The following is a 22,983-nucleotide window of genomic DNA, read 5'->3' as shown; positions in this document are numbered from 1 at the left end:
TCAGCCCCTTCCGCGACGGAACAGGCCGCGCGAGCGGGTCGGCTCGGGCTGCTCGGGGGCCGTGGAGGCCGGGGCCGGGACCGGCTCGCCGGTGACCGACGCCGCGAGGTGCGCGTAGGCGAGGCTCGCCGGGTGGCCGGGCTTGTGGGAGACGATCGGCGTGCCGGCGTTGGTGGCGGCGGCGATGTCGACCGCGGTGGCGACCTGGGCGCTGACCGGCATGCCGAGGATGCTCTCGACCTTCTCGACGCTGATGCCGACCTCGTCGTCGGCCCGGTTGAGCAGCAGGTGCCGGTGACCGCGGGCGATGGACAGCATGTCCATGGTCTCGAGGGCGACCTTGACGTTCTTCAGGGTCGGCACGTCGAGCGTCGCGACGATCACGCACTCGTCGGTCTCGTCCAGGGCGGTCAGGGTGGCGTCGTCGAAGGACGGCGAGGTGTCGACGACGATGTAGTCGAAGCCGTCGCGCAGCGCCCGCAGGATCCGCGAGATGAGCAGGGGAGTGACCCGCTCGCGCACGTCGGGGTGGGCCGGAGCGGCCAGGACGGTCAGCGAGTCCTGGTGCCGGGTGAGCAGGCCCTCGAGCATCCCGAGGTCGATCGAGTCCTCCGAGCCGACCGCCTGCTCGATCGAGTGGGTCGGGAAGAGCTGCATCGTGATCGCGACGTCGCCGAAGGCCAGGTCGAGGTCGACCAGGCACACCTTCCGGGCCCCGCGCTCGGTCAGCGCGAGCGCCAGGTTGACCGAGGAGGTCGTCTTGCCGACGCCGCCCTTGGGGGAGAACACGGTGACGACCCGCCCGAGCTGGCGGGCGCCGCCCGGGCCGCGCAGGGCCTGGTAGAGCTGGTGGGCGCGCTCGACGGCGCTGGTGAGCGCCTTCTCGTCGCCACCCTCCACGACGACGTCGCGGACGCCGGCGTGCATCGCCCTGGTCAGGACCTCGGTGTCGAAGTGGTCGCGGACCAGGACGACGCTGACGGTGGGGCGCTTGATGCGCAGCTCCTCGGCGGTGGCCAGGGCCGCGCCGAGGTCGACGCTCGGACCGAGGGCCACGACGTACTCGTCCGGGTGCTGGTCGAGCCAGGCCAGGGCCCGCTCTGTCGAGGCGACCGCGTGGGAGCCGGTGGGCATGGCACGCACCAGGCTGTCGACGAGCGACGGATCCTGTTCGACGAGAACCGGCATGTCGACCTCACTCGCTGCCGCGGATGGTGGCGCAGGGGCCGGACTTGTCGAGCTGGACGTCGCTCTCGGCATTGAGCAGGGCGACGGACAGCTCGCCGCGCTCGCGGCCGTCCTGGAGCCATTCGAACTGCTTCTGGGTCACGGCGAGGTGCAGTGCCGGGGTCTTCTCGGCGGGGTCGCTGCTGGCGGCGGCGGTCTCGGTCTGCGCCCCCTTCGAGATCACGGTGACCCGGTCGATGAGCAGGCAGGTCGGCGTGCTCGGGTTGACGGTCAAGAAGACCGCGAGCTGCGAGCCGGGCTCGATGAAGGAGCCTACCGGGAGGTCGAAGGACTCGGGTTTCGCGATCATGCCCTTCGGCAACGGCAGCGAGGCCACGTCGACCGGGTCGCCCACGCCGCCGAACTTGGTCGACAGCAGCTGCTCGCCGGCGTACAGCGTGGTCAGCGCGACCTTGCCGTCGAGGTCGCCCAGATCGCTCTGGCGCAGCGCGTTCTCGAGGACCTGGCCGCGCGGTACGTCGGTCTCGGCGAGCTTGTTGGTGTCGAGCGCCGCCTTGATGCTCTCGCCCGGCAGCACGGTCTTGCCGGCCGCGACGGTGACGACCTTCGTCGTCTGGTACTTCTCCGCGGCGCGGGACTCGGCGCCCCGGGCGAAGACGAACACGAGCCCGACGCCGAGCGCGGCGATCACCGCGGCGACGACGAGCAACAACCTGCGACGGTCCACTTCAGAGCCCTCCCGCTCCCCCATGTGCATGGTCGCTGCTCCCCGCTGCAGCGCACCGCGAGGCTAGCGAAGAGGGCGCTCACGATGTGAGCGAAACCCCCAAATAGGGGAGAATGATGCCCGATCGCAACCCGGTGGATGGCCCGTTGGGACTATGTCCCGCCCAAGCACCCGTCGGGTGAGGGCGATCAGGAGTAGAGCGCGGCGATCTCGTCGCGGCACTCGCGCATCACGACGTTGCGCTTGAGCTTGAGGCTGGGCGTCACCTGGCCGGCCTCCTCGGTCCAGTCCGCCGGCAGGATCGCGAACTTCCTGATCGACTCGGCCTTCGAGACCGCCTTGTTGGCCTCGTCGACCGCGGCCTGGACCGCGGCGCGCAGGTCCTCGTCGTCGACCAGGTCGGCGACCTTGCCGGTCTTGCCGTGCTGCTCGGCCCAGGCGGGGAAGGCCTCCTCGTCGATGGTGACCAGCGCGGCGATGAACGGCTGGCCGTCGCCGACCACCAGGCACTGGCTGACCAGGGCCGAGGCCCGGACCCGGTCCTCGAGGACCGCGGGTGCCACGTTCTTGCCGCCCGCGGTCACCAGGATCTCCTTCTTGCGCCCGGTGATCCGCACGAAGCCCTCGTCGTCGACCTCGCCGACGTCGCCGGTGTGGAACCAGCCGTCGGCGTCGATCGCCTCCGTCGTGGCGTCGGGGTTGTTCCAGTAGCCGGTGAAGACCTGGCCCCCGCGGAACAGCAGCTCGCCGTCGTCGGCGATCCGTACGGCGGTGCCGGGGATCGGGCGCCCCACGGTGCCGACCTTCTGGGCGTCGGGGAGGTTCACCGTCAGCGCCGCGGTGGTCTCGGTGAGGCCGTAGCCCTCGAGCACGGTCACCCCGATGCCGCGGTAGAAGTGGCCCAGCCGGTCGCCCAGCGGCGCCCCGCCCGAGACGGCGTACTCGCACCGGCCACCGAGGGCGGCGCGCAGCCTGCCGTAGACCAGGCGCGAGAACAGGGCGTGTTGGGCCCGCACCCGGATCGGCACCCGCCCGCCCTCGAGTGCGCGGGAGTAGGCGATCGCCGTCTCCGCGGCCCGGTCGAAGATCTTGCCCTTGCCGTCGGCCGTGGCCTTCTGGGACGCGGTGTTGAAGACCTTCTCGAAGACGCGGGGGACGGCGAGGATGAAGGTCGGCTGGAAGGTCGCCAGCTGCGGCAGCAGGTTCTTGATGTCGGCGCTGTGGCCCAGCCGGGTCCGCGACTTCACGCAGCCCACCTGGATGATCCGGGCGAACACGTGGGCCAGCGGCAAGAACAGCAGCGTCGAGGCGCCCTCGGCGTCGAAGAGTCGCTCCAGCTCGGCCACCGCGACGCCGAGCTCGGTCTGGAAGTTGTCGTGGGTGAGCATGCAGCCCTTGGGGCGCCCGGTCGTGCCCGAGGTGTAGATCAGCGTCGCGAGGTCGGCCGGCCCGGCCGCCTGCCGACGGGTCTCCAGGTCGGCGTCGCCGACGTCCTTGCCGAGCTCGGTCAGGGTCGCGATCGCGCCGTCCTCGATGGTCCACAGATGCTCCAGCGCGGGCAGCGTGGCGCGGGTGGCCTCGACCCGACCGCGGTGGCCGGCGTCCTCGCAGACCACCGCGCGGGCGCCGGAGTCCGACAGGATCCAGTTGACCTGCTCCTCGGAGGAGGACTCGTAGATCGGCACGGTCGCCGCGCCCGCGAACCAGATCGCGTAGTCGAGCAGGGTCCACTCGTAGCGGGTGCGCGAGATCACGGCCACCCGGTCGCCGGCCTGGACGCCCGCCGCCAGCAAGCCCTTCGCGACCGCGGAGACCTCGGCGAGGAAGGTGGCGCAGGACACGTCGTCCCAGCCTCCGTCGGCGTTCGCGCGGCTGAACTGGACGGCCTGCGGCGCCTCGGCCGCGTTGCGGACCACGTCGTCGGTGAGGTTGCCCGTCTGCGGGATCTCGACGGTCTGCGGGGTGGAGTACTCGCGCACCAGCGAAGGTTACCGCCGCCGGGTCCGGTAGCCTTCCGGCCATGGCCGAACAGACGTCCTCGTCGATCGTCGTCGACGCCCCTGCCGCGGAGGTGATGGCCGTCATCGCCGACTTCGCGGCCTACCCCCAGTGGGCCAAGGGCGTCACCGTGGCCGACGTGCGCTCGTCGTACGACGCGTCCGACCCGACGCAGGACGGCCGGGCCCGCGAGGTGTTCTTCGCGCTCGACGTCTCCCCGATCAAGGACGAGTACACGCTGTCCTACCTGTGGGACGGCGACCGCCAGGTCACCTGGACCCTCGTCGAGGGCAAGATGCTCAAGGCGCTCGAGGGTGCCTACGTGCTGCGGGAGACCGGCGGCTCGACCGAGGTGACCTACCGGCTGGCGCTCGACGTCTCCATCCCGCTGATCGGCATGCTCAAGCGCAAGGGCGAGAAGATCCTCATCGACACCGCGCTCAAAGGCCTGAAGAAGCGCGTCGAGTCCGGCGCCTGAGGGTCTGCTCGAGCCGTGCGGATCGTTCTCTTCACCGGCAAGGGCGGTGTCGGCAAGTCCACCGTGGCCGCCGGCACGGCCGCGCTCGCCGCGGCGCGGGGCCTGCGCACCCTGGTGATCTCGACGGACGCCGCGCACTCCCTGGCCGACGCGTGTGGCGCCGAGCCCACCGGAGCCGAGCCGACCGAGGTGGCGCCCGGGCTCCATCTCCAGCAGGTCGACGCCCAGCTCCGCTTCGAGCAGTCCTGGGCCGACATCCAGCGCTACCTTCTCTCCGTCCTCGACGCCGTCGGCATGGACCCGGTCGCGGCCGAGGAGATGACCGTGATCCCCGGCGCGGAGGAGGTGCTCGCGCTGCTGGAGCTGCGCCAGCACGCCCGCTCCGGTGCCTGGGACGTGATCGTCGTCGACTGCGCGCCGACCGCCGAGACGCTGCGTCTGCTGGCGCTGCCGGAGGCGCTGGGCTGGTATCTCGAGCGGCTGCTGCCGATCCAGCGTCGGCTGGTCAAGGCGCTGCGGCCGGTGCTCAACCGGGCCGCGGGCGTGCCGATGCCGGGCGACGCCGTCTTCGACGCGATCACCCGCCTGCACGGCGAGCTCGACGACGTCCACGCGCTGCTGTCCGGTCCGGAGAGCACGGTGCGGCTGGTCCTCACACCCGAGCAGGTCGTCCTCGCGGAGGCGCGCCGGGCCTACACCAGCCTGTGCCTGTTCGGGTACCGCGTCGACGGGGTCGTCGCCAACCGGGTGTTCCCCGCCGGTGACGACGACCCGTGGCGGGCCGGCTGGGTGGCGGCCCAGGCGGGTGTGCTGCGCGAGGTGGCCCAGTCCTTCGGCGGGCTGCCGGTGTGGATCTCGGAGTACCAGGCCGCCGAGCCGGTCGGGGTGCCTGCCCTGAGCGCCCTCGCCGCTGACCTGTACGACGCCGCGGACCCACTCGCCGCACCCGCGGGGGAGGGCCCGTTCCGGGTCTCCCGCGGCGACGACGGGGGTGCCGTCGCCCAGCTGTCCCTTCCGTTCGTGACCCGCTCGGAGGTCGACCTGGCCCGCAACGGCGACGAGCTCGTGATGACCGTCGGCTCGTACCGCCGCCTGCTGACCCTGCCGCCCGGCCTCGCCCGGCTGCGGGTGGCGGGCGCGAGCGTGGTCGAGGGCGAGCTCCGGGTCCGGTTCACCGAGCCCGATCCGGTGGAGGCCCGATGACCGACGAGTCCGACGACAAGACCGACGACAGGCACCGGGGCGAGAGGCCCGACGACATCGGCAGCGTCGGTGAGGAGGCGATGAAGCTCCTGGGCGCCTTCGCCGACCTGGCCCGCCAGCACACCGGCGATGCCGCCGGCGGCATCGGCGACCTGGCCGGTCAGGCCGCGGCCATGGCGCACGAGGTCGGCGAGCACGTCGCGACCGATGCCGTCGAGTGCAGGTACTGCCCGGTGTGCCGCGTCGTCCACGCCGTGCGGCAGACCTCTCCGGAGGTCAAGGCGCACCTCATGGTGGCCGCCTCCTCGCTGCTGCAGGCGGCGGCGAAGCTGATGGAGACGCCGGACCAGGGTCCGGCCCGGGCCTCCGAGGTGCAGCGGATCGACCTCGACGACCCCGAGGAGCCGACGCCGTGACCGGCAGCCTGACCTGTGGCATCGACATCGGCGGCACCAAGATCGCCGGCGCGGTGGTCGACGAGGACGGCGCCGTGCTGGCCGAGGCGCGGGTGGTCTCGCCCGCGACCGACCCGGCCGCCATCGAGACCGCGGTCGCGGGCCTGGTCGCCCAGCTGGTCGCCGAGCACCCGGTGACCGCCGTCGGCGTCGGCGCCGCCGGCTACATCGCCTCCGACCGCTCCACCGTGCTCTTCGCCCCCAACATCGCCTGGCGCAACGAGCCGCTCGGCGCCGACCTCGGCCGGCTGGTGGGGCTGCCGGTCGTCGTCGAGAACGACGGCAACGTCGCGGCCTGGGGCGAGTTCCGGTACGGCGCCGGCCGCGACCATGACGACCAGCTGATGGTGACCGTCGGCACCGGCGTGGGTGGCGGCGTGATCGCCGACGGCCGGCTGCTGCGCGGCGCCCACGGCGTCGCCGGGGAGATCGGCCACCTGCGTCTGGTGCCCGACGGACGCCTGTGCGGTTGCGGGAACCACGGCTGCCTGGAGCAGTACGCCAGCGGCTCCGCACTCGTGCGCGACACCCGCGAGGCCGTGCTCGCCGACCCGGCCGCGGCCAGCGGGCTGCTCGCGCGGGCAGGCGGGGACGTCGAGGCGATCGACGGGCCGCTGATCACGGCGGCCGCGCAGGACGGTGACGCCTTCGCCGTCGGCCGGCTCGCGATGCTCGGCGACGCGCTCGGCCAGGGGATCGCGTCCCTGGCCGCGGTGCTCGACCCCGGGGTCGTGGTGATCGGTGGCGGGGTCAGCGAGGCCCGGGAGCTGCTGCTCGACTCGATCCGGACCGCCTTCGAGCGTGAGCTCACCGGCCGGGGGTTCCGGCCCGAGGCCGAGATCCGGCTGGCCGCGATGGGCAACCGCGCCGGCGTCGTCGGCGCCGCGGATCTGGCCCGCGGTTGATGACCTGGGTCGGCGTCGACGTCGGCGGCACCAAGGTGCTCGCTGTCCGCATCGACGCCGCCGGCACGGTCGAGGCGAGCGCCACCCGGCCGATGCCGGGCCGTGCGGCGGGCGCCGAGGAGGTCGAGGAGGCGGTCGCCCTCGCCGCCCGCGACGTGTACGCCGGCCGGGAGCCCCGCGCGCTCGGCGTCTCGGCCGCCGGCCTGGTCGACGCGGCGGGGGAGCGGTTCCTGTTCGGCGCGCACCTGCCGTGGCGCGACGCGCCGGTGCGTCGTGCGCTCGCCGAGCGCACCGGACTGCCCGTCGTCCTCGACAACGACGCCAACTGCGCGGCCCACGCCGAGCTGGTCGGGGGTGCCGCGCGTGGGTCCCGCTCGGCGCTGCTCATCACCATCGGCACCGGCATCGGCGGCGCGGTCGTCCTCGACGGCCGGGTGGTGCGCGGGGCGCACGGCCTGGCGGGGGAGTTCGGGCACATGCAGGTCGTCCCCGGCGGCCTGGCCTGCGAGTGCGGCCTGCGTGGCTGCTGGGAGCAGTACTGCAGCGGCCGCGCCCTCGAGCGGGTGACCCGGGTCGCGCTGGGCCGTCACCTCGACGGACCCGAGGTCACCGCCCTAGCCCGGGCCGGCGACCGGGTCGCGCTGAGCTCGTTCGGGTCGGTCGGCACCTGGCTGGGCGTGGGCGCGGCAGGGCTGGTCTCGGCGTTCGACCCCGAGCTGGTGGTCGTCGGCGGCGGCGTGTCCGCGGTGGGCGAGCTGCTGCTCGGCCCGGCCCGCGCCGCGCTCGCCGGCTCGCTGCAAGGCACCGCCTACCGCGCCGTACCCGACCTGGTGCCGGCGCAGCTCGGCCCGGAGGCCGGGGCGATCGGCGCCGCGCTGCTCGCCCGGGACGACCGGCCGTGACCGGCGCGCCGGACCGGGTGCGCGTGTGGGCGCTGTGGGCGCTGACCCGGCTGGTCCTCGTCGCGCTCCTGGCGACCGGGGAGTCCGGCTCGTTCACCGATCTCAACTACTACCGCTACAGCCTCGACGACCTCGGGACCGCCGGCGTCGGCGACACCCTGGCGGAGTACCCGCTGCCGGCCTTCCTGGTGCTGGCCGCGCCCTACGGCCTGCTCTCGCTGGCCGGGCCGACCGACTCCTACCAGGCGGTCGTCCTGGTCCTCGTCGTCGCGCTGGACGCCGGCTTCCTGCATGCCCTGCTCGGCCGGACCCGTGCGCCGACGGCGATCTGGGCGTGGCTCGCGGCCACGCCGGCCCTGGGGGCGATCAGCTACGCCCGGTTCGACCTGCTGCCCGGCGTCCTCGTCGCGCTCGCCCTGCTCCACCTGGTCGCCTCGCCTCGCCTCGCCGCCGTCCTGGCCGTGCTGGCCACCGGGCTCAAGTACAGCCCGGCCCTGGTCCTCCCGGGACTCGCCGCCCCGGCGGCGGGCCGAGTCCGGGTCGTCGCCTCCGGTGCCCTGGCCGGCATCGGGCTCCTGGCGGTGTCCGTCGCCGTCGGCGGCTGGGACCGGATCCTCTCCCCGCTGTCGTACCAGGGCGACCGGGGCCTGCAGCTGGAGTCGGTGGCCGCGACGCCGGCCGTGGTGCGCTGGGCGCTCGACCCCGGCGACCACCGGATCTTCTTCGCCCGCTCGCTGGCCTGGGAGATCGAGGGCCCGTGGACCGATGCCCTCCTCGCGGTCTCGGCCGTCGTCACCGCACTGCTCGTCCTCGCGCTGGTCGCCTTGTGGGCACTGGCCTGGCTGCGGCTGCCCGACGCCCGTACCGGGCTGCCCGCCGTCGTCTGGCTCACCCTCGGCGCGATCAGTGCCTTCGTCGTCAGCAGCAAGGTGCTCAGCCCGCAGTACCTGCTCTGGCTGCTCCCCGCCGCCTGCGCCGGACTGGCCCTCCTCGACGGCGACGACCACCGCCGGCTGGTCCGCTGGACCGTCGGGCTGCTGCTCGCCGCGGCGCTGTCCCACGTCGTCTTCCCGCACGCCTACGGCGCGCTCCTGCGGCACGACGGCGCCAGCGTCGCCACGGTCGCGGTGCTCGCGCTGCGCAACCTGCTCCTCGCCGGCCTGTGCGTGTCCGCGCTCGTCGCCGCGTGGGACGCGATCAGATGCGTGCCCCGTCGTCCCAGGGATCGCGCGGCGAGCCCGGCGTCCTGATCACCAGATAGCAGAAGCCGCCCACGAAGCCGCCCACGAGCAGCCAGCCCAGCCAGGCCGGCATGCCGATCCCGAGGACCAGGAAGACCAGCAGCACCGTCGGCGAGCCGAACACGCCCAGCCACGCGAGCAGCCGGTCGGCCGGCGGCACGGGCACCGGCGGTGCCTGGTCGGGCACGAACCGGTCGTCGTCGACGAGGTCGATCTCGTCGTACGCGTCGTCGTAGGGGTCGTCGTAGCGATCGTCCTCGGCCCCCGCCTCGGGTGCGGGACCGGGGTCGTACCCGTCCTCGTCCTCGTCCTCGTCGGGCGTCTCGAGCTCGACGCGCTCGCCGTAGTTGTCGACGATCGCCTGCCAGGCGGCGTCGTCGTAGTCCGGGTCGTCCCGTTGCACGCCCTCAGGCTACGCCCCGACGATCGGTGGCTGCGCTCCAGCGACCCGCGCGACGAACGCCGCCGACTCCTCGAAGATCGTCGGGGCATCGTTGTCGAGCGTGGCGACGTGGAAGCTGTCGGGCAGCGCGACCCGGGTGACGTCGGTCGAGGAGATGCCGCCGAGCACCAGCGGCTCGGAGGCCTCGTCGACGACGTGGTCGTCGGCGGAGCGGAGGTAGAGCAGGGGAGCGGTGATCCGTGGCAGGTCGGCGCGCAGCGCGGGCCAGGCCCGGATCAACGAGTGGATCGCCTTGAGCGGGGTGCGGTCGTAGCCGTTCTCGTCGCCGCCCGGCTTCTTGATGTCGTTGGCGATGGCCGGGAACGACGGCACCAGGTGCTTGAGCACCGGCAGCAGCCTCACGTCGAGCCGCTTCGTGGCGACCGCCGGGTTGACGACCACGATGCCGGCGACCTCGTCGGGCCGGTCCGCGGCCAGCCGCAGCACCAGCGCGCCGCCCATCGACAGCCCGCCGACCACGACCGCGTCGTGCTCGGCCCGCAGGGCGTCGAAGGCGGAGGTGAGCGCGGCGTACCAGTCCGGCCAGCGGTGGGTGTCGAGGTCGCGCCAGGTGGTGCCGTGCCCCGGGAGCAGAGGTACGGCGACGCCGTACCCGAGTGCGCCGAGGTGCTCGCCCCACGGCCGCATCGAGGCCGGCGAGCCGGTGAAGCCGTGGCTGAGCAGCACGCCGATCCGGCGTCCGCCCGTCAGCTCCGGACGGGCCGCGATGGTCAGCGGGGCGGTCTGGTCGGTCTCGGGGGCCGGGGTGCTCGGAGGCATGACGGGATTGTGCCGCAGACCCACTAGGATCCGTGGCAGTGGCGTCGGTCCGGGCGGGCGCCAGGTCCCTGGGGAAAGGTCCGAAGACGTTGTTCTACTGGTTCCTGAAGTTCGTCGCCCTCGGGCCGCTGCTCAAGGTCGTCTTCCGCCCGCGGGCCGAGGGCGTCGAGAACGTTCCCGCCACGGGGCCGGCGATCCTCGCCAGCAACCATCTCTCCTATGCCGACTGGCTGTTCATGCCGCTGGTGATCCCGCGGATGGTGCGCTTCGTCGCGAAGGCGGAGTACTTCACCTCGCCCGGCATCAAGGGCTGGCTGCAGAAGAACTTCTTCAGCGGCACCGGCAACATCCCGATCGACCGCACCAGCGGTGACGCCGCCTCCGGCGCGCTGGTGTCCGCCAAGCGGGTGCTGGCCGAGGGCGAGCTGTTCGGCATCTACCCCGAGGGCACTCGCTCCCACGACGGCCGGCTGTACCGCGGCAAGACGGGCATCGCGCGGCTGACGCTGGAGACCGGCGTCCCCGTCATCCCGGTCGCCGTCGTCGGCACCGACCTGGTGGCGCCCCCGGGCAAGAAGTTCGGCCGGATCACGCGCCCGACCGTGCGCTTCGGCAAGCCGCTCGACTTCTCGCGCTACGCCGGCATGGAGAACGACCGCTTCATCCTGCGCTCGATCACCGACGAGATCATGTACGAGATCATGCGGCTCTCCCAGCAGGAGTACGTCGACATGTACGCCACCCGCGCCAAGGCCGAGTCCCGCAAGGACGGCAAGGCCGACGGCGGCGAGCAGCGCAGGCTCGCGTCCTGAACCACGCCGCGCTGGCCGTCGAGGACCGGATGTTCCGGGCCCTGGCGGTGCTGCGGGTCGTGGTGCTCGGCTACGCCGTCGTCCTCAACGCCTACCGCAGCAACTTCGACCACCCGGTCCTCGGGTGGGTGTGCGTCGCGGTGATGGTGGTCGCGACCCTCGCCGCGACCGTCGTGTACGCCGCCCCCGAGCGGCGGGTCCCGGCCGTGCTGCTGGCCGACCTCGCCCTCGCGGTCGGGCTGCTGCTCGCCACGCCGGTCGTCAAGGGGCCGTGGTTCCAGGCGACCATCCCCGGCTACTGGATCGTCGGCGCGCTGCTGGCGTGGGCGGTGCGCTTCGGCTGGCGCGGTGGCACGGCCGCCGCCGTGCTGCTCGGCGCGGTCGACCTGCTGACCCGCGCGCACGTCGCCCAGAAGGACTGGGGCAACGTCTTCCTCGTCCTCCTCGGCGGCTCGATGGTGGGCTTCGTGTGCGAGTCGCTCAAGGCGATGGCCGCCGAGCGCGACGTGGCCCAACGTGAGGCGGCCGCCGCCGCGGAGCGGGCCCGGCTGGCCCGCGCCGTCCACGACGGCGTACTGCAGGTGCTGGCCCTGGTCCAGCGCCAGGGCGGCGAGCTCGGCCGCGCGGCCGGCGCCCAGGAGCAGGCGCTGCGCACCCTGATCCGCTCGCAGGACGCGCTCACCGGGGCCCCACAGAGCGATGGCGGGCAGGCCGACCTGGCGCGGGCGCTGGGCGTGCTGGGCTCGCGTCCCGGCACCGAGGTGGGCCTGCCCCCGGGCGCCGTCGTGCTGCCCGCCCCCACCATCACCGAGCTGGTGGCCGTGGTCCGCGCCTGCCTCGACAACGTCGTGCGCCACGCCGGCCCGGACGCCCGGACGTGGGTGCTCGTCGAGGACCTCGGCGACCGGGTCGAGGTGAGTGTGCGCGACGACGGCCCCGGCATCGCCCCCGGCCGGCTCGACGCCGCCGAGCAGGAGGGCCGGCTCGGGGTCGTCGAGTCGATCCGGGGCCGGATCCGCGATCTCGGCGGGACCGCCACGCTCGACACCGGCTCCTACGGGACCGAATGGACCTTCGTCGTACCGCGGGAGGCTCGATGACCATCCACAGCACGCACCCGTTCGCCGATGCCGACCCCGACCCCGCGCGGCGCTTCCGCGGCCGGATGGGCGGCGCCGTGACGCTGTGGACCGCGGGCGACGAGCACGACCGGGCCGGCCTCACCGTCACCTCGCTCATGGTCGCCCTCGGCCCGTCCCCGGCGGTGCTCGCGCTGCTCGACCCCGACTCCGACCTGCTGGGCGTGCTGCGCGCCTCGGGGCAGGGCGTCGTCCAGCCGCTGACCTGGGCCGACCGGCAGCTCGCCGAGGCCTTCGCCGGTACGGCGCCCGCCCCCGGCGGCCCGTTCCGCCAGGCCGCCTTCGTCGCCGAGGCGCACGGCCCCCGGCTCGCCTCCGCCACCACCTGGGCCGGCGTCCGGCTGGTGGAGGAGCGCGAGGTCGGCTGGTCGGTCGAGGTCACCGCGGTCCTCGAGCGGGTCGAGGTCGGTGACGGGGACGACCCGCTGCTCCACCGCCGTGGCCGCTTCCTCCGGGTCCCTTCGGACTAGGGTGCTGCTCATGACGGACCCGATCCGGGTGATGGTCGTCGACGACCACCCGATGTGGCGCGACGCCGTCGAGCGCGACCTGCAGGCCGCCGGCTTCGACGTGGTCGCCGTGGCGGCGACGGGTGCCGAGGCGCTCGCCCGGTTCCAGGCGAGTCGGCCGCAGGTGGTCGTCCTCGACCTGCAGATCCCCGAGCCCAGCGGCGTCGAGGTGACCGCGCAGGTCTTGGCCGCCGAGCCGTCCTCGCGGGTGCTCATCCTCTCGGCGTCCGGCGAGCAGGACGACGTGCTCGCGGCGGTGAAGGCCGGTGCGACCGGATACCTGGTCAAGTCCGCCTCGCGCGAGGACCTGCTGAGCGCCGTACGCCGGGTCGCGAGGGGGGACACCGTCTTCACGCCCGGCCTGGCGGCGCTGGTGCTGGGGGAGTTCCGGCGGATGAACGAGCCGGCCACCCCGCCCGGCGAGCGGCTGACCGACCGGGAGACCGAGATCCTGCGGATGGTCGCGAAGGGGATGTCGTACAAGGACATCGCCGAGCGGCTGGTGATCTCGCACCGCACCGCGCAGAACCACGTGCAGAACTCGCTGCGCAAGCTGCAGATGCACAACCGGGTCGAGCTCACGCGGTACGTCATCGAGCACGGCCTCGACCAGGACGAGGACTGAGCGCAGCGGCATGGCGGAGACTCCGAGCGTGGCTGACCTGCTGGAGATCGCCGACGAGCTCTACGCCCTGCCCCTGCCGGAGTTCACGCCGGCGCGCGACGCGCGGGCCAAGGCGCTCAAGGGCACCCCGCTCGCCGCTCGGGTCAAGGCCCTGCGCAAGCCCAGCACCGCCGCCTGGGTCGTCGACCTGCTGGTCCGGCGCGAGGCGGCCCAGGTCGACCAGGTGCTCAGCGTCGGGGCCGCGCTGCGCGAGGCCCAGCAGGCGATGTCGGCCGGCGAGCTGCGGGCGCTGACCAGACAGCGCCGCCAGGTCACCGCCGCCGTCACCACCCAGGCCCGCCGGATCGCCGCGGAGGAGGGCGTGCGGGTCACCGAGGCGGTCGCCGAGCAGATCGAGGCCACCCTCACCGCCGCGATGGTCGACGCCGAGTGCGGCCGCGCCGTACGCAGCGGCCTGCTCGTCAGCGCGCTGCGCACCACCGGCCTCGAGCCGATGGAGCCCGACGACCTCGCCGGCGCGGTCGCCGTCCCCGAGGCGCTGGGCTTCAGCGCCACCCCGCGCGAGGCCCCGCGTCCGGGCCCGCCCGACCTGCACGTCGTACCCGACCCGGACAAGGCGGCCAAGGCGATCGCCGCAGCGCAGGAGCGGCTGACCGCCGCCGAGGAGGAGTACGACGCCGCCCGGGCCGCCCACGACGACGCGTCCGGCGAGGTCGTCCGGCTCTCCGCGCGCTCGTTGCAGCTGGAGGCCGAGACCGACGAGCTGCGCCGCCGGCTCGCCGATCTCGAGGAGCAGGCCGACGCGCTGGAGGAGGAGCTGGCCGAGGCGGAGGAGGTCCGCGACGGCACCGGCGCCGACCTGCGCACCGCCACCGCCGAGCGGGACGCGGCGCAAGCCGCCCTGGACCGGCTCGGCTGATCCCACGAGCCCCAGCAGCAGCCCGCGCGATCAGCCGTCCCCACGCACGATCGCCAGCACCCGCCGGTCGACCCAGGCGAGATCGGGGGCGACGCGCATCTCGTGGTTCTCGGTGCCGACCCAGGTGTGGAAGTCCCGGTGCCCGGCGGTGACGGCGAACGCTTCCAGCTCCTCTCGAAGAGCGGCGTCGACGTCCACCTTCTCGTCGTCGGTCGAGGCGGTCAGGTAGAGGTCGTGGAGGTCGAGCAGCCGGACCAGCTCGTCGATCGGCGCGGGGTGGTCGTCGACGCGCAGGTCGACCGCGACGTCGTCGAGGCCGCCGTACCCGGCGCCCTCGCGGACCACGAGGATCGCGGCCGACTGGCGGCCGCGGCGGTCGCCGCCGCTCTCGTCGCCGGCGGCGAGGGCGCTCACCAGCCGGTCCTGCAGGGCAGCGTCCGGCGAGCTGTCGAGCCAGGCCGTCTCCATGGCCGCGACGACCTCCTCACCTGCCAGGCAGTTGCCCTGGATGGCGTAGCCGTCGCCCGTGCGCCCACCCGCCCACGGGATGCACTCGGCCCCGGTGTGGGAGGCGGCGGTGCCGTCGAGGTCGACGATGCCGACCTGGCGGTGCGCGCGACCCTCGTCCTCCTCGAGCAGCCGCTGCAGCGCGACCGGCGCGGTCGCGCCCTCGTCGAGGTGCGAGAGGGCGAGGCCCTTGTAGGCGACGTTGGCGTCGGCCTGGGTCGCGAGCGCGCCGACGCCGGCGACGGCGGCCGGCACCGCGGAGCCGACCGCCAAGAACCTGGACGCGACGGCGACGCCCCAGGTCTCGCCGTCGGCGGAACGGGCCACGATCGAGAAGGTCATGGCCCCGAGCCTAGGTGCGGACGTACGTTGGTAGCCATGCGCGTCGGAGTGCTGACCGGAGGCGGTGACTGCCCGGGGCTCAATGCCGTGATCCGGGCCGTGGTGCGCAAGGGGGTGAACGAGCACGGCTTCGGGTTCGTCGGCTTCCGCGACGGCTGGCGAGGCCCGCTCGAGGGCGTGACCATGCCGCTCGGGATCGAGCAGTGCCGCGGCATCCTGCCGCGCGGCGGCACCATCCTCGGCTCCTCGCGGACCAACCCGTTCGCCGTCGAGGGCGGGGTCGAGCGGATCCGGGAGAACCTCGCCGCCACGGGAGTCGACGCCCTCGTCGCGATCGGGGGCGAGGACACGCTCGGCGTCGCGACCAGGCTCGCGGACCTGGGCGTGGCGGTCGTCGGCGTGCCCAAGACGATCGACAACGACCTGTCCGGCACCGACTTCACCTTCGGCTTCGACACGGCGGTCAACATCGCGACCGAGGCCATCGACCGGCTCCACACGACCGCCGAGTCCCACCACCGCGCCATCGTGGTCGAGGTAATGGGCCGCCACGCGGGCTGGATCGCGCTGCACGCCGGCCTGGCGGGCGGTGCCAGCGCCGTGCTCATCCCCGAGGTGCCGTTCGACATCGAGGCGGTCTGCGCGCACGTCGAGACCCGGTTCCGCAGCGAGTACGCGCCGATCATCGTGGTCTCCGAGGGTGCCGTCCCCGCCGACGGCACCGGCATGACCCTGGTCAGCGGCGAGAGGGACGCCTTCGGCCACGTCCGCCTCGGCGGCATCGGTGACCGCCTCGCCCACGAGATCGAGCAGCGCACCGGCAAGGAGGCGCGCGCCGTCGTCCTCGGCCACATCCAGCGCGGCGGCACCCCGTCGGCGTTCGACCGCTGGCTGGCGACCAGGTTCGGACTGCAGGCCGTCGACGCGGTGGCCGACGGCGAGTACGGCGTGATGGTGGCCCTGCGCGGCACCTCCATCGTGCGGGTGCCGCTCGTCGAGGGCACCGGCGCGCTCAAGCTGGTCAGTCCGGCGGAGTACGCCGAGGCCCAGGTCTTCTTCGGCTGATCTCGCCCGCCGACATGCCGCCGCGGGCCGCAAATGCTTCCGTTTCGTCGCGCCCTGCGCGAAGGTGAGACAGCGGTACTTCCAACTCGGGGAAGGGACGACACCACATGACCACGGAGACCACGGGCGCCGCGGCGCCGGGACAGCAGGGCCAACCGGAGCTGAGGCGGGTCCTGGGGCCCGGGCTGCTGCTCCTGTTCATCGTCGGAGACATTCTCGGTGCGGGCGTGTACGCCGTCACCGGGCGGCTCGCCGGGCAGGTCGGCGGCATCGCGTGGCTGCCGTTCCTGGTGGCGTTCGCGATCGCCACGCTGACGGCCTTCTCCTATCTGGAGCTGGTCACGAAGTACCCACAGGCGGCCGGTGCGGCGCTCTACGCCCACAAGGCGTTCGGGCTGCACTTCGTCACCTTCCTGGTCGCGTTCACGGTCGTGTGCTCCGGGATCACCAGCGCCTCGACGTCCTCGGGCCTGCTGGCCTCCAACCTGCTGATCGGGCTCGGCAACGACGACCCGGGCAACGGCCTGGTGCTGTTCGTGGCCCTGGCGTTCATGCTGCTGCTCGCGCTGATCAACCTGCGCGGCGTGGGGGAGAGCGTGAAGTTCAACGTCGTGCTCACGCTGGTCGAGATGGCCGCGCTGGCGATCGTGATCGGGATCGGCATCTGGGTGATCGGCAAGGGCGACGGCAACCTGGACCGGATCACCGTCTTCGAGAGCCCCGACGACAAGGGCCTGTTCATGGCGGTCACGGTCGCGACCGCCATCGCGTTCTTCTCGATGGTCGGCTTCGAGGACTCGGTCAACATGGTCGAGGAGACCAAGGACCCCGAGCGGATCTTCCCGCGGATGATGCTCACCGGCCTCGGCATCGCGGTGATCATCTACATGCTGGTCGCGGTCTCCGTCGTCGCGGTGATCCCCATCGACAAGATCGGCGCGCCCACCAACGCCGAGGCGGGGATCCTCATCGACGTCGTCAAGATCGGCGCCCCGGACCTGCCGATCGACGACTTCTTCCCGTTCATGACGGTGTTCGCGGTCGCCAACACAGCGCTGATCAACATGCTGATGGCCAGCCGGCTGATCTACGGCATGGCCCAGCAGCGGGTGCTGCCGCCGGTGCTCGGCAAGGTGCTGCCGGGCCGCCGCTCGCCGTACGTCGCGATCGCCTTCACCACCCTGCTCGCCTTCGCCCTGATCGCCTACGTCCGGCTCGGCTCGGAGAGCACCATCGTCGGCTCGCTGTCCGGTACGACGGCACTGCTGCTCCTCGCGGTCTTCACCATCGTCAACATCGCCTGCCTGATCCTGCGTCGCGAGCCGAGCCGGCCACACGCCTTCCGGGCCCCGACGGTGGTGCCGATCATCGGCGCGGTCCTGTGCGCCTACCTGCTCGGCCCGTGGGCCCGGCTCGAGGCCGACATGATCCAGTACAAGATCGCCGCCGGCCTCCTCGGCCTCGGCATCGTGCTGTGGCTGCTGACCCGGCTCTTCTACAAGCCGGAGGGCGGCCACTTCGCCGACATCGAGCACATGGACATCGACCCGAGCGACGACCCGGTCTGAGCCTCCCGGCTGAGCCCGTGTCCCACGAGCGGCCGCCGAGTCGGCGGGCGCCGGTGCCGCGCCGTACCCTTGGGGGGTGACCAGCCTTCCGTCCCTCGAGCAGTTGCACGCCATCGGAGCGAAGCAGCAGCCGTCGTACGACGACCCCGCGGCCCTGGCCGCGGCCGTCACGCGACTGCGCACGCTGCCGCCGCTGGTGTTTGCGGGCGAGTGCGACGAGCTGAAGGCGAAGATCGCGGCGGCCAGCCGGGGCGAGGCGTTCCTGCTCCAGGGCGGAGACTGCGCCGAGACCTTCGTCGACGCGACGGCCGACAACACCCGCAACAAGCTGCGGGTGCTGCTGCAGATGGCGGTGGTGCTGACCTACGCCGCGTCCGTGCCGGTCGTGAAGGTCGGGCGGCTGGCGGGCCAGTACGCCAAGCCCCGCTCGTCGGACACCGAGACCCGCGGCCTGCCCGACGGTACGACGCTGACGCTGCCGGCCTACCGCGGCGACGCGGTCAACGGCTTCGACTTCACCCCGGAGTCGCGCCGCCCCGACCCGCAGCGGCTGCTCGACGTCTACCACGCGTCGGCCTCGACGCTGAACCTGGTGCGCGCCTTCACCACCGGTGGCTACGCCGATCTGCGCCAGGTCCACACCTGGAACTCCGAGTTCGTCCGCAACAGCCCCGTGGGCCAGCACTACGAGGCGATGGCGGCCGAGATCGACCGCGCGCTGACCTTCATGAAGGCGATCGGCGCCGACCCCGAGGAGTTCCACCGGGTGGACTTCTACTCCTCCCACGAGGCGCTGCTGCTGGAGTACGAGCACGCCATGACCCGGATCGACTCGCGCACCGAGCGGCCCTACAACGTCTCGGGCCACATGGTGTGGATCGGCGAGCGCACCCGCCAGCTCGACGGCGCCCACGTCGAGTACTTCAGCCACATCAGCAACCCGATCGGCTGCAAGCTCGGCCCGACCGCGACCGCCGACGACGCGCTCGCGCTGGCTGCCCGGCTCAACCCGACCAACGAGCCGGGCCGGCTGACCTTCATCACCCGCTTCGGCGCCGGCAAGATCCGCGACGGCCTGCCCGCGCTGGTCGAGAAGGTCACGGCCGAGGGCGTCGACGTCGCCTGGGTGTGCGACGCGATGCACGGCAACACCTTCGAGGCCTCCAACGGCTACAAGACCCGCCGCTTCGAGGACGTCCTCGACGAGGTGCAGGGCTTCTTCGACGTCCACCGCGCGCTCGGCACCGTCCCCGCCGGCATCCTCGTCGAGAACACCGGCGACGACGTCACCGAGATCGTCGGCGGCGGCGAGGAGCTCGACGAGCAGGGCCTGGCCCACCGCTACGAGTCGGTCGTCGACCCGAGGCTCAACCGGGTGCAGTCCCTCGAGCTGGCCTTCCAGGTCGCGAGCATGCTGCGCGCGTGATCTAGGCCGGAGCCCCGCGGAGGCGCACGTCGCTGATCGCGGTGAAGTCCCGGCCGTTCGGGCCCTTGCCGGGCGCGGTCACCTCGACCAGATGGAGCACCACCCGCCGGGTCGCGACCGGGCCGACCGGCTGCAGCTGCACGCGCCGTCGCTCGCCGAGCTGCTGGGTGATCCGGGTGCCGTCGTCGAACTCCCACTGCACGGCGCGGATGCGCCGGTTGCCGCGGTACCAGTCGTCGGCGCCGTCGACCTTGGCGTAGCCGTTGACCAGGCCCACCTCGGTCAGCACGACCTCCTCGCCGAGGTCGAAGACCAGGCTCGCGCCGGTGCCGTCGCCGGGCATCCGCCAGGCGGTGCGCGGCTTGCCGTCGAGCATGTTGGCAGCCGCATAGGTGACCGGGCGGTTCTGCCGGTCCCGGGACTCGGGTGCCGTCGCGGGCACCTGGGCCCGCGCGGTCGAGGTCAGATCGCGTACGTCGCCCGGCGCGGGCGCCTCGACCGGTCCGCCGGTGCCCGCGCTGTCGGGCTGGGGCTGGTCGGTGTCGTCGGGACCGCGCGGGGTGGCCGGGGTGTCGTCGGTGGTCCGCGACGAGCCGTCCGTGGCGTCACCGTCGTCGGTGCCGCCGGCGCTGACCAGCAGGAAGGCCCCGACGCCGGCGACCAGCGCCAGCACCACGATGCCGAGCAGCCAGGGCAGCCACGGCGTTCCCGACGGCTCGCGTCCCGGACCCGGCACGGCAGCGGGAGCGACCTGGGTGACGACGGCGGGCAGCGCCGCCGCCGGCGGCGGGCCGGGCGGCGAGGTGGGGGCGTCGGCGTACAGCGGGTAGCGGGCGGCGGGCGGCAGCTGGCCGGTCGGCGGGGGCACCACGGGCGCGCTCGTGTCGGGCGCCGCCTCCGGGTGCCGGCCGGGGACGGGCTGTCCGCAGTTCGTGCAGAACCGGCCGACCCCGAGCGCGTGCCCGCAGCTGGTGCAGTGCGTCGGGGTGGTCATCGCGGGGCTCACCGTACCCCGACGCCACCTCCAGGTGTGACTGCTCGGGGGGTGTCAGCCCGTCAGCGCACGCCGGCAGGCCTCCGCCTCGATGTCCTCCAGGTCGTGCTCGAGCAGCTTGCGGGTGCGGTCGTAGCTGAAGCCGCCGAACATCGCCCACATCCCCCGCGAGAGCACCGATCGGTGGCTCATCTCCACCGTGGTGGTCATCGCCAGCCGGGTCCCGGTCGCCTCCGGGCCGGACGGGGTGAGGCGGTAGGCGGTGCGGATGATGTCGTTGCCGACCTCCGCCTCGACGACGGTACGCCGCTGCGGCTCGGACTCGACGACCTGGAGCCGCTCGGGTCCGTGGTGCCCGAACAGGGTGCGTCGCTCGCGCCAGGTGGTGCCGACGTCGTATCCGCCCTCGGTGAGCAGCTCGCTCTCGCTGACGCTGCGCAGCACGTCGTCGGCGTGGGCGACGTCGGTGATGACGTCCCAGACCTGGGCGGGCGGGGCGGGGATGGTGCTGTGGACGTGGATGATGTGACCGGCCATGTGCGCTCCCAAGGGTTGGTCCGTCTCCCATGGTGCGCCCGCGGGCGCGCTCTGGCTACCCCCCGGGTCACACGACGTAGAGGATCACCGTGCTGCCCTTGCGCACCTTGGTGCCGCCGCCGGGAGCGGTGCTCCAGGCGGTGGCGCCGTTGAGGTAGATCTCGGCGTGCTCGACCCGGACGACGAGGCCGAGGCCCTCGAGCATGTCGATGGCGTCGTCGGTCGACTTGAGGCGCACCCCCGGCACCACGACCAGCTCCGGGCCCTTCGAGACGACGAGCTCGACGCGGTCGCCCTTGTGGAGCGTGCCGGTCTCGGGGGACTGGCTGATCACGTCGCCCTCGGCGACGTCGTCGCTGTACTTCTCCTCGACCTCGACGTCGAGGCCCTTCTTGCCCAGCACCTGCTTCGCCTTGTCGGCGTCCTTGCCGACGAAGCTGCGGACCTTGAGCGGCTTGCGGCCCTTGGAGACGACGAGCGTGACGGAGGTGCCGACCGGCAGGGCCTGCGCCTCGGGGGTCCCGAAGGCGGGCGTGGAACGGATCACCCGGCCGGCCTCGACGGTCTCGGACCACTCCTCGACCGGCTGGCCGGCGACGAACTTCACCCCGGCCAGGGCCGCGGTCGCCTCGTCGACGGTCTTGCCGGCGAGGTCGGGGACGTCGTACCGCTCCTTGCCGAGGGACACCGTCAGGCTCACCTCGCCGTCGGGCAGGATCCGGGCCCCGGGGCGCGGATCGGTGGAGATGACCAGCCCCTTGGCGACGCTCTCGGAGTAGACCTCCTTGACAACGACGCCCAGCCCGGCCTCGTCGAGCCTGGTCGAGGCCGCGGCCTGCTCCAGCCCGATCACGCCGGGGGTGGTGGTGTAGCGGCCCCAGGCGACCCACCAGGCGGTGCCCCCGACGGCGGCGACGAGGACGACGAGGACCAGCGCCACCGCGATCCGCTTGGCCCGTCCGGGCCTGCGCTGGCGCGCGGGGCGGCGCTCCTTCGGCGGGGCCGGCGGTGCCGGAGGCCCCGGGACCGGCGGCTGCGGCCGATCGACGATGACGGAGGTGCGCTCGTGGTCGGGCGCGACCAGGTCGGGCATGCCCTCCCACAGCGAGCTCACCGGGTCGGGCGTGGTGTCGCCGTCGATCTCGGCGGGCGCGGCCGCACGGGTCGCCGGCAGCAGGTCGGCGACCAGCTCGGGGTCGGTGCGGACGCCGTCGTGGAGGGCCTGGACGACCCGGCGCACGTGGTGAAGCAGCACCGTGGCGTCGGCCGGGCGCAGGCTCGGGTCGCGGGTCGTGGCCCGAGCGGCGAGCGCGTCGACGTAGTCGGGGATGCCGGGGACGACGCTCGAGGGCGCCGGCACGTCCTCGTGGACGTGGCGGTAGGCGACCGCGATCGGGGTCTCGCCGGTGTGGGGCTTGGTGCCGGTCAGCAGCTCGAACAGGATCACGCCGGCGGCGTACACGTCCGCGCGGGCGTCGGCCCGCTGCTCGACGACCAGCTCGGGGGCGAGATAGGAGACGGTGCCGATGAGGACGCCGTTGGTCGCGGTGTGCTGGGTGTCGGCGCTGACCGCCTTGGCCAGGCCGAAGTCGGCGACCTTGACCCTCCCGTCGTCGGCGATGAGGACGTTCTCGGGCTTCACGTCGCGGTGGATCAGGCCCGCGCGGTGGGCGGCGCCGAGCGCGGAGAGCACGGGGTCGAGCAGCGCCAGCGCCCGCTCCGGCGACATCGGGGCGTCCTTGACGAGGGTGTCGCGCAGGGTGTGCCCCGGGACGTACTCCATGACCAGGTAGACGGTCCCGTCGCTCTCGTCGCGCCCCTGGTCGAAGACCGCCACCACGTTCGGGTGCGAGAGCCGGGCCGCGGCCTTGGCCTCGCTGACGAAGCGGCGGGCGAACGAGTCGTCGTCGTGGGTCGTCGCATCCCCGAGCCCGGGGTGCATGATCTTGACCGCCACGGTGCGGTCCAGTCGGGTGTCGACGGCCTCGTAGACGCTGGCCATGCCACCGCGCGCGATCCGGATGCCGATCCGGTAGCGCGCGTCGAGCAGCCGCCCGAACTGGTGGTCCTCGACCCGCTTCGATCCGGCCGGAGGGTCGCCGGGGCGCGCGGCGGGGCCGCCGCGAGCGCGCTGGTCTTCGTGCACAGCGACCCTCCTGTGCATGTTCTGCTGAACCGGCCGGGGAAGTGACCGGAGCGACCATGGTACGGGGCGGGGCCC

General features: G+C 73.3%; 23 protein-coding genes. 14 read left to right on the top strand and 9 right to left on the bottom strand.

From position 1 onward, the window contains the following. From ACUP6Y_RS13995 to ACUP6Y_RS13985, 3 genes are all read right to left on the bottom strand, one after another. Entirely contained in the window at positions 1-1,188 is a 1,188-nt protein-coding gene (locus ACUP6Y_RS13995; RefSeq protein ID WP_462551343.1) for an AAA family ATPase, read from the bottom strand. Between the two features lie 7 nt (positions 1,189-1,195). Further along, complete coding sequence (cpaB, locus tag ACUP6Y_RS13990) at positions 1,196-1,900, bottom strand: Flp pilus assembly protein CpaB (protein WP_462551342.1); 705 nt, start codon at positions 1,898-1,900, stop codon at positions 1,196-1,198. A 203-nt stretch (positions 1,901-2,103) separates the two neighbouring features. Beyond that, positions 2,104-3,894, bottom strand: coding sequence for an AMP-dependent synthetase/ligase (locus tag ACUP6Y_RS13985; protein ID WP_462551341.1), 1,791 nt, complete (start codon positions 3,892-3,894; stop codon positions 2,104-2,106). 41 nt (positions 3,895-3,935) lie between these two features. Here ACUP6Y_RS13985 and ACUP6Y_RS13980 point away from each other — a divergent pair, with 41 nt between their 5' ends. From ACUP6Y_RS13980 to ACUP6Y_RS13955, 6 genes are read left to right on the top strand one after another with little or no spacing between them, the layout of a single operon-like run. After that, the gene (locus ACUP6Y_RS13980; protein WP_462551340.1) at positions 3,936-4,391 is read left to right on the top strand and encodes an SRPBCC family protein; all 456 of its coding nucleotides are present in this window, start codon (positions 3,936-3,938) and stop codon (positions 4,389-4,391) included. A 15-nt stretch (positions 4,392-4,406) separates the two neighbouring features. After that, positions 4,407-5,594 carry an ArsA family ATPase gene (locus ACUP6Y_RS13975; protein ID WP_462551339.1) on the top strand — a complete coding sequence of 396 codons (1,188 nt, stop codon included), beginning with the start codon at positions 4,407-4,409 and terminating at the stop codon, positions 5,592-5,594. Beyond that, complete coding sequence (locus ACUP6Y_RS13970) at positions 5,591-6,010, top strand: hypothetical protein (RefSeq protein WP_462551338.1); 420 nt, start codon at positions 5,591-5,593, stop codon at positions 6,008-6,010. Before ACUP6Y_RS13975 ends, ACUP6Y_RS13970 begins: the two co-directional genes overlap by 4 nt. Continuing rightward, complete coding sequence (locus ACUP6Y_RS13965) at positions 6,007-6,954, top strand: ROK family glucokinase (RefSeq protein ID WP_462551337.1); 948 nt, start codon at positions 6,007-6,009, stop codon at positions 6,952-6,954. Before ACUP6Y_RS13970 ends, ACUP6Y_RS13965 begins: the two co-directional genes overlap by 4 nt. After that, positions 6,954-7,856 carry an ROK family protein gene (locus ACUP6Y_RS13960; protein WP_462551336.1) on the top strand — a complete coding sequence of 301 codons (903 nt, stop codon included), beginning with the start codon at positions 6,954-6,956 and terminating at the stop codon, positions 7,854-7,856. The genes ACUP6Y_RS13965 and ACUP6Y_RS13960 overlap by 1 nt, the downstream gene beginning before the upstream one ends. Next, positions 7,853-9,106 (top strand): hypothetical protein, encoded by a 1,254-nt coding sequence (locus ACUP6Y_RS13955; RefSeq protein ID WP_462551335.1) that lies wholly within the window; start codon positions 7,853-7,855, stop codon positions 9,104-9,106. The genes ACUP6Y_RS13960 and ACUP6Y_RS13955 overlap by 4 nt, the downstream gene beginning before the upstream one ends. Here the strand turns inward: ACUP6Y_RS13955 and ACUP6Y_RS13950 are convergent. Then, a complete protein-coding gene (locus tag ACUP6Y_RS13950; RefSeq protein WP_462551334.1) occupies positions 9,054-9,500 on the bottom strand; it encodes a hypothetical protein in 447 nt (148 codons plus the stop codon). The genes ACUP6Y_RS13955 and ACUP6Y_RS13950 overlap by 53 nt on opposite strands. Positions 9,501-9,509: 9 nt before the next feature. Next, entirely contained in the window at positions 9,510-10,319 is an 810-nt protein-coding gene (locus tag ACUP6Y_RS13945) for an alpha/beta hydrolase (RefSeq protein ID WP_462551333.1), read from the bottom strand. 32 nt (positions 10,320-10,351) lie between these two features. Here ACUP6Y_RS13945 and ACUP6Y_RS13940 point away from each other — a divergent pair, with 32 nt between their 5' ends. The 5 genes from ACUP6Y_RS13940 to ACUP6Y_RS13920 are packed head-to-tail and all read left to right on the top strand — an operon-like array spanning position 10,352 to position 14,323. Then, positions 10,352-11,131, top strand: coding sequence for a lysophospholipid acyltransferase family protein (locus ACUP6Y_RS13940; RefSeq protein ID WP_462551332.1), 780 nt, complete (start codon positions 10,352-10,354; stop codon positions 11,129-11,131). Between the two features lie 29 nt (positions 11,132-11,160). Next, positions 11,161-12,231: a MacS family sensor histidine kinase gene (macS, locus tag ACUP6Y_RS13935; RefSeq protein ID WP_462551331.1), complete on the top strand. Its 1,071-nt coding sequence runs from the start codon at positions 11,161-11,163 to the stop codon at positions 12,229-12,231. Continuing rightward, positions 12,228-12,740, top strand: coding sequence for a flavin reductase family protein (locus tag ACUP6Y_RS13930; RefSeq protein WP_462551330.1), 513 nt, complete (start codon positions 12,228-12,230; stop codon positions 12,738-12,740). The genes macS and ACUP6Y_RS13930 overlap by 4 nt, the downstream gene beginning before the upstream one ends. Before the next feature lie 10 nt (positions 12,741-12,750). After that, the gene (locus ACUP6Y_RS13925; protein ID WP_462551329.1) at positions 12,751-13,404 is read left to right on the top strand and encodes a response regulator; all 654 of its coding nucleotides are present in this window, start codon (positions 12,751-12,753) and stop codon (positions 13,402-13,404) included. Between the two features lie 28 nt (positions 13,405-13,432). Further along, complete coding sequence (locus tag ACUP6Y_RS13920) at positions 13,433-14,323, top strand: hypothetical protein (protein ID WP_462551328.1); 891 nt, start codon at positions 13,433-13,435, stop codon at positions 14,321-14,323. A gap of 30 nt (positions 14,324-14,353) precedes the next feature. Here ACUP6Y_RS13920 and ACUP6Y_RS13915 read toward each other — a convergent pair whose 3' ends face one another. Beyond that, positions 14,354-15,172, bottom strand: a complete 819-nt coding sequence (locus tag ACUP6Y_RS13915) for a DUF1028 domain-containing protein (RefSeq protein ID WP_462551327.1) — start codon at positions 15,170-15,172, stop codon at positions 14,354-14,356. A 36-nt stretch (positions 15,173-15,208) separates the two neighbouring features. On the opposite strand from ACUP6Y_RS13915, the gene ACUP6Y_RS13910 reads away from it, so the two are divergent. The 3 genes from ACUP6Y_RS13910 (at position 15,209) to ACUP6Y_RS13900 (ending at position 19,231) form a co-directional block, all read left to right on the top strand. After that, the gene (locus ACUP6Y_RS13910) at positions 15,209-16,237 is read left to right on the top strand and encodes a 6-phosphofructokinase (protein WP_462551326.1); all 1,029 of its coding nucleotides are present in this window, start codon (positions 15,209-15,211) and stop codon (positions 16,235-16,237) included. A 107-nt stretch (positions 16,238-16,344) separates the two neighbouring features. Further along, entirely contained in the window at positions 16,345-17,805 is a 1,461-nt protein-coding gene (locus ACUP6Y_RS13905) for an APC family permease (RefSeq protein WP_462551325.1), read from the top strand. A gap of 76 nt (positions 17,806-17,881) precedes the next feature. Next, positions 17,882-19,231 (top strand): class II 3-deoxy-7-phosphoheptulonate synthase, encoded by a 1,350-nt coding sequence (locus ACUP6Y_RS13900; RefSeq protein WP_462551324.1) that lies wholly within the window; start codon positions 17,882-17,884, stop codon positions 19,229-19,231. Position 19,232: 1 nt separating this feature from the next. Here the strand turns inward: ACUP6Y_RS13900 and ACUP6Y_RS13895 are convergent, their stop codons facing one another. The 3 genes from ACUP6Y_RS13895 to pknB all read right to left on the bottom strand — a co-directional run bounded on the left by ACUP6Y_RS13895 (position 19,233) and on the right by pknB (position 22,908). Next, positions 19,233-20,225: a discoidin domain-containing protein gene (locus tag ACUP6Y_RS13895; RefSeq protein WP_462551323.1), complete on the bottom strand. Its 993-nt coding sequence runs from the start codon at positions 20,223-20,225 to the stop codon at positions 19,233-19,235. Between the two features lie 54 nt (positions 20,226-20,279). After that, on the bottom strand, positions 20,280-20,762 hold the full coding sequence (locus tag ACUP6Y_RS13890) for an SRPBCC family protein (protein WP_462551322.1): 483 nt from the start codon (positions 20,760-20,762) through the stop codon (positions 20,280-20,282). Positions 20,763-20,829: 67 nt separating this feature from the next. Then, complete coding sequence (pknB, locus tag ACUP6Y_RS13885) at positions 20,830-22,908, bottom strand: Stk1 family PASTA domain-containing Ser/Thr kinase (RefSeq protein WP_462551321.1); 2,079 nt, start codon at positions 22,906-22,908, stop codon at positions 20,830-20,832. Positions 22,909-22,983: the final 75 nt, after the last annotated feature.

Source organism: Nocardioides sp. S5-5, from assembly GCF_054954065.1.
The sequence above is the reverse complement of the archived record's forward strand: the minus strand, read 5'-3'. Positions and strand labels throughout refer to the sequence as shown.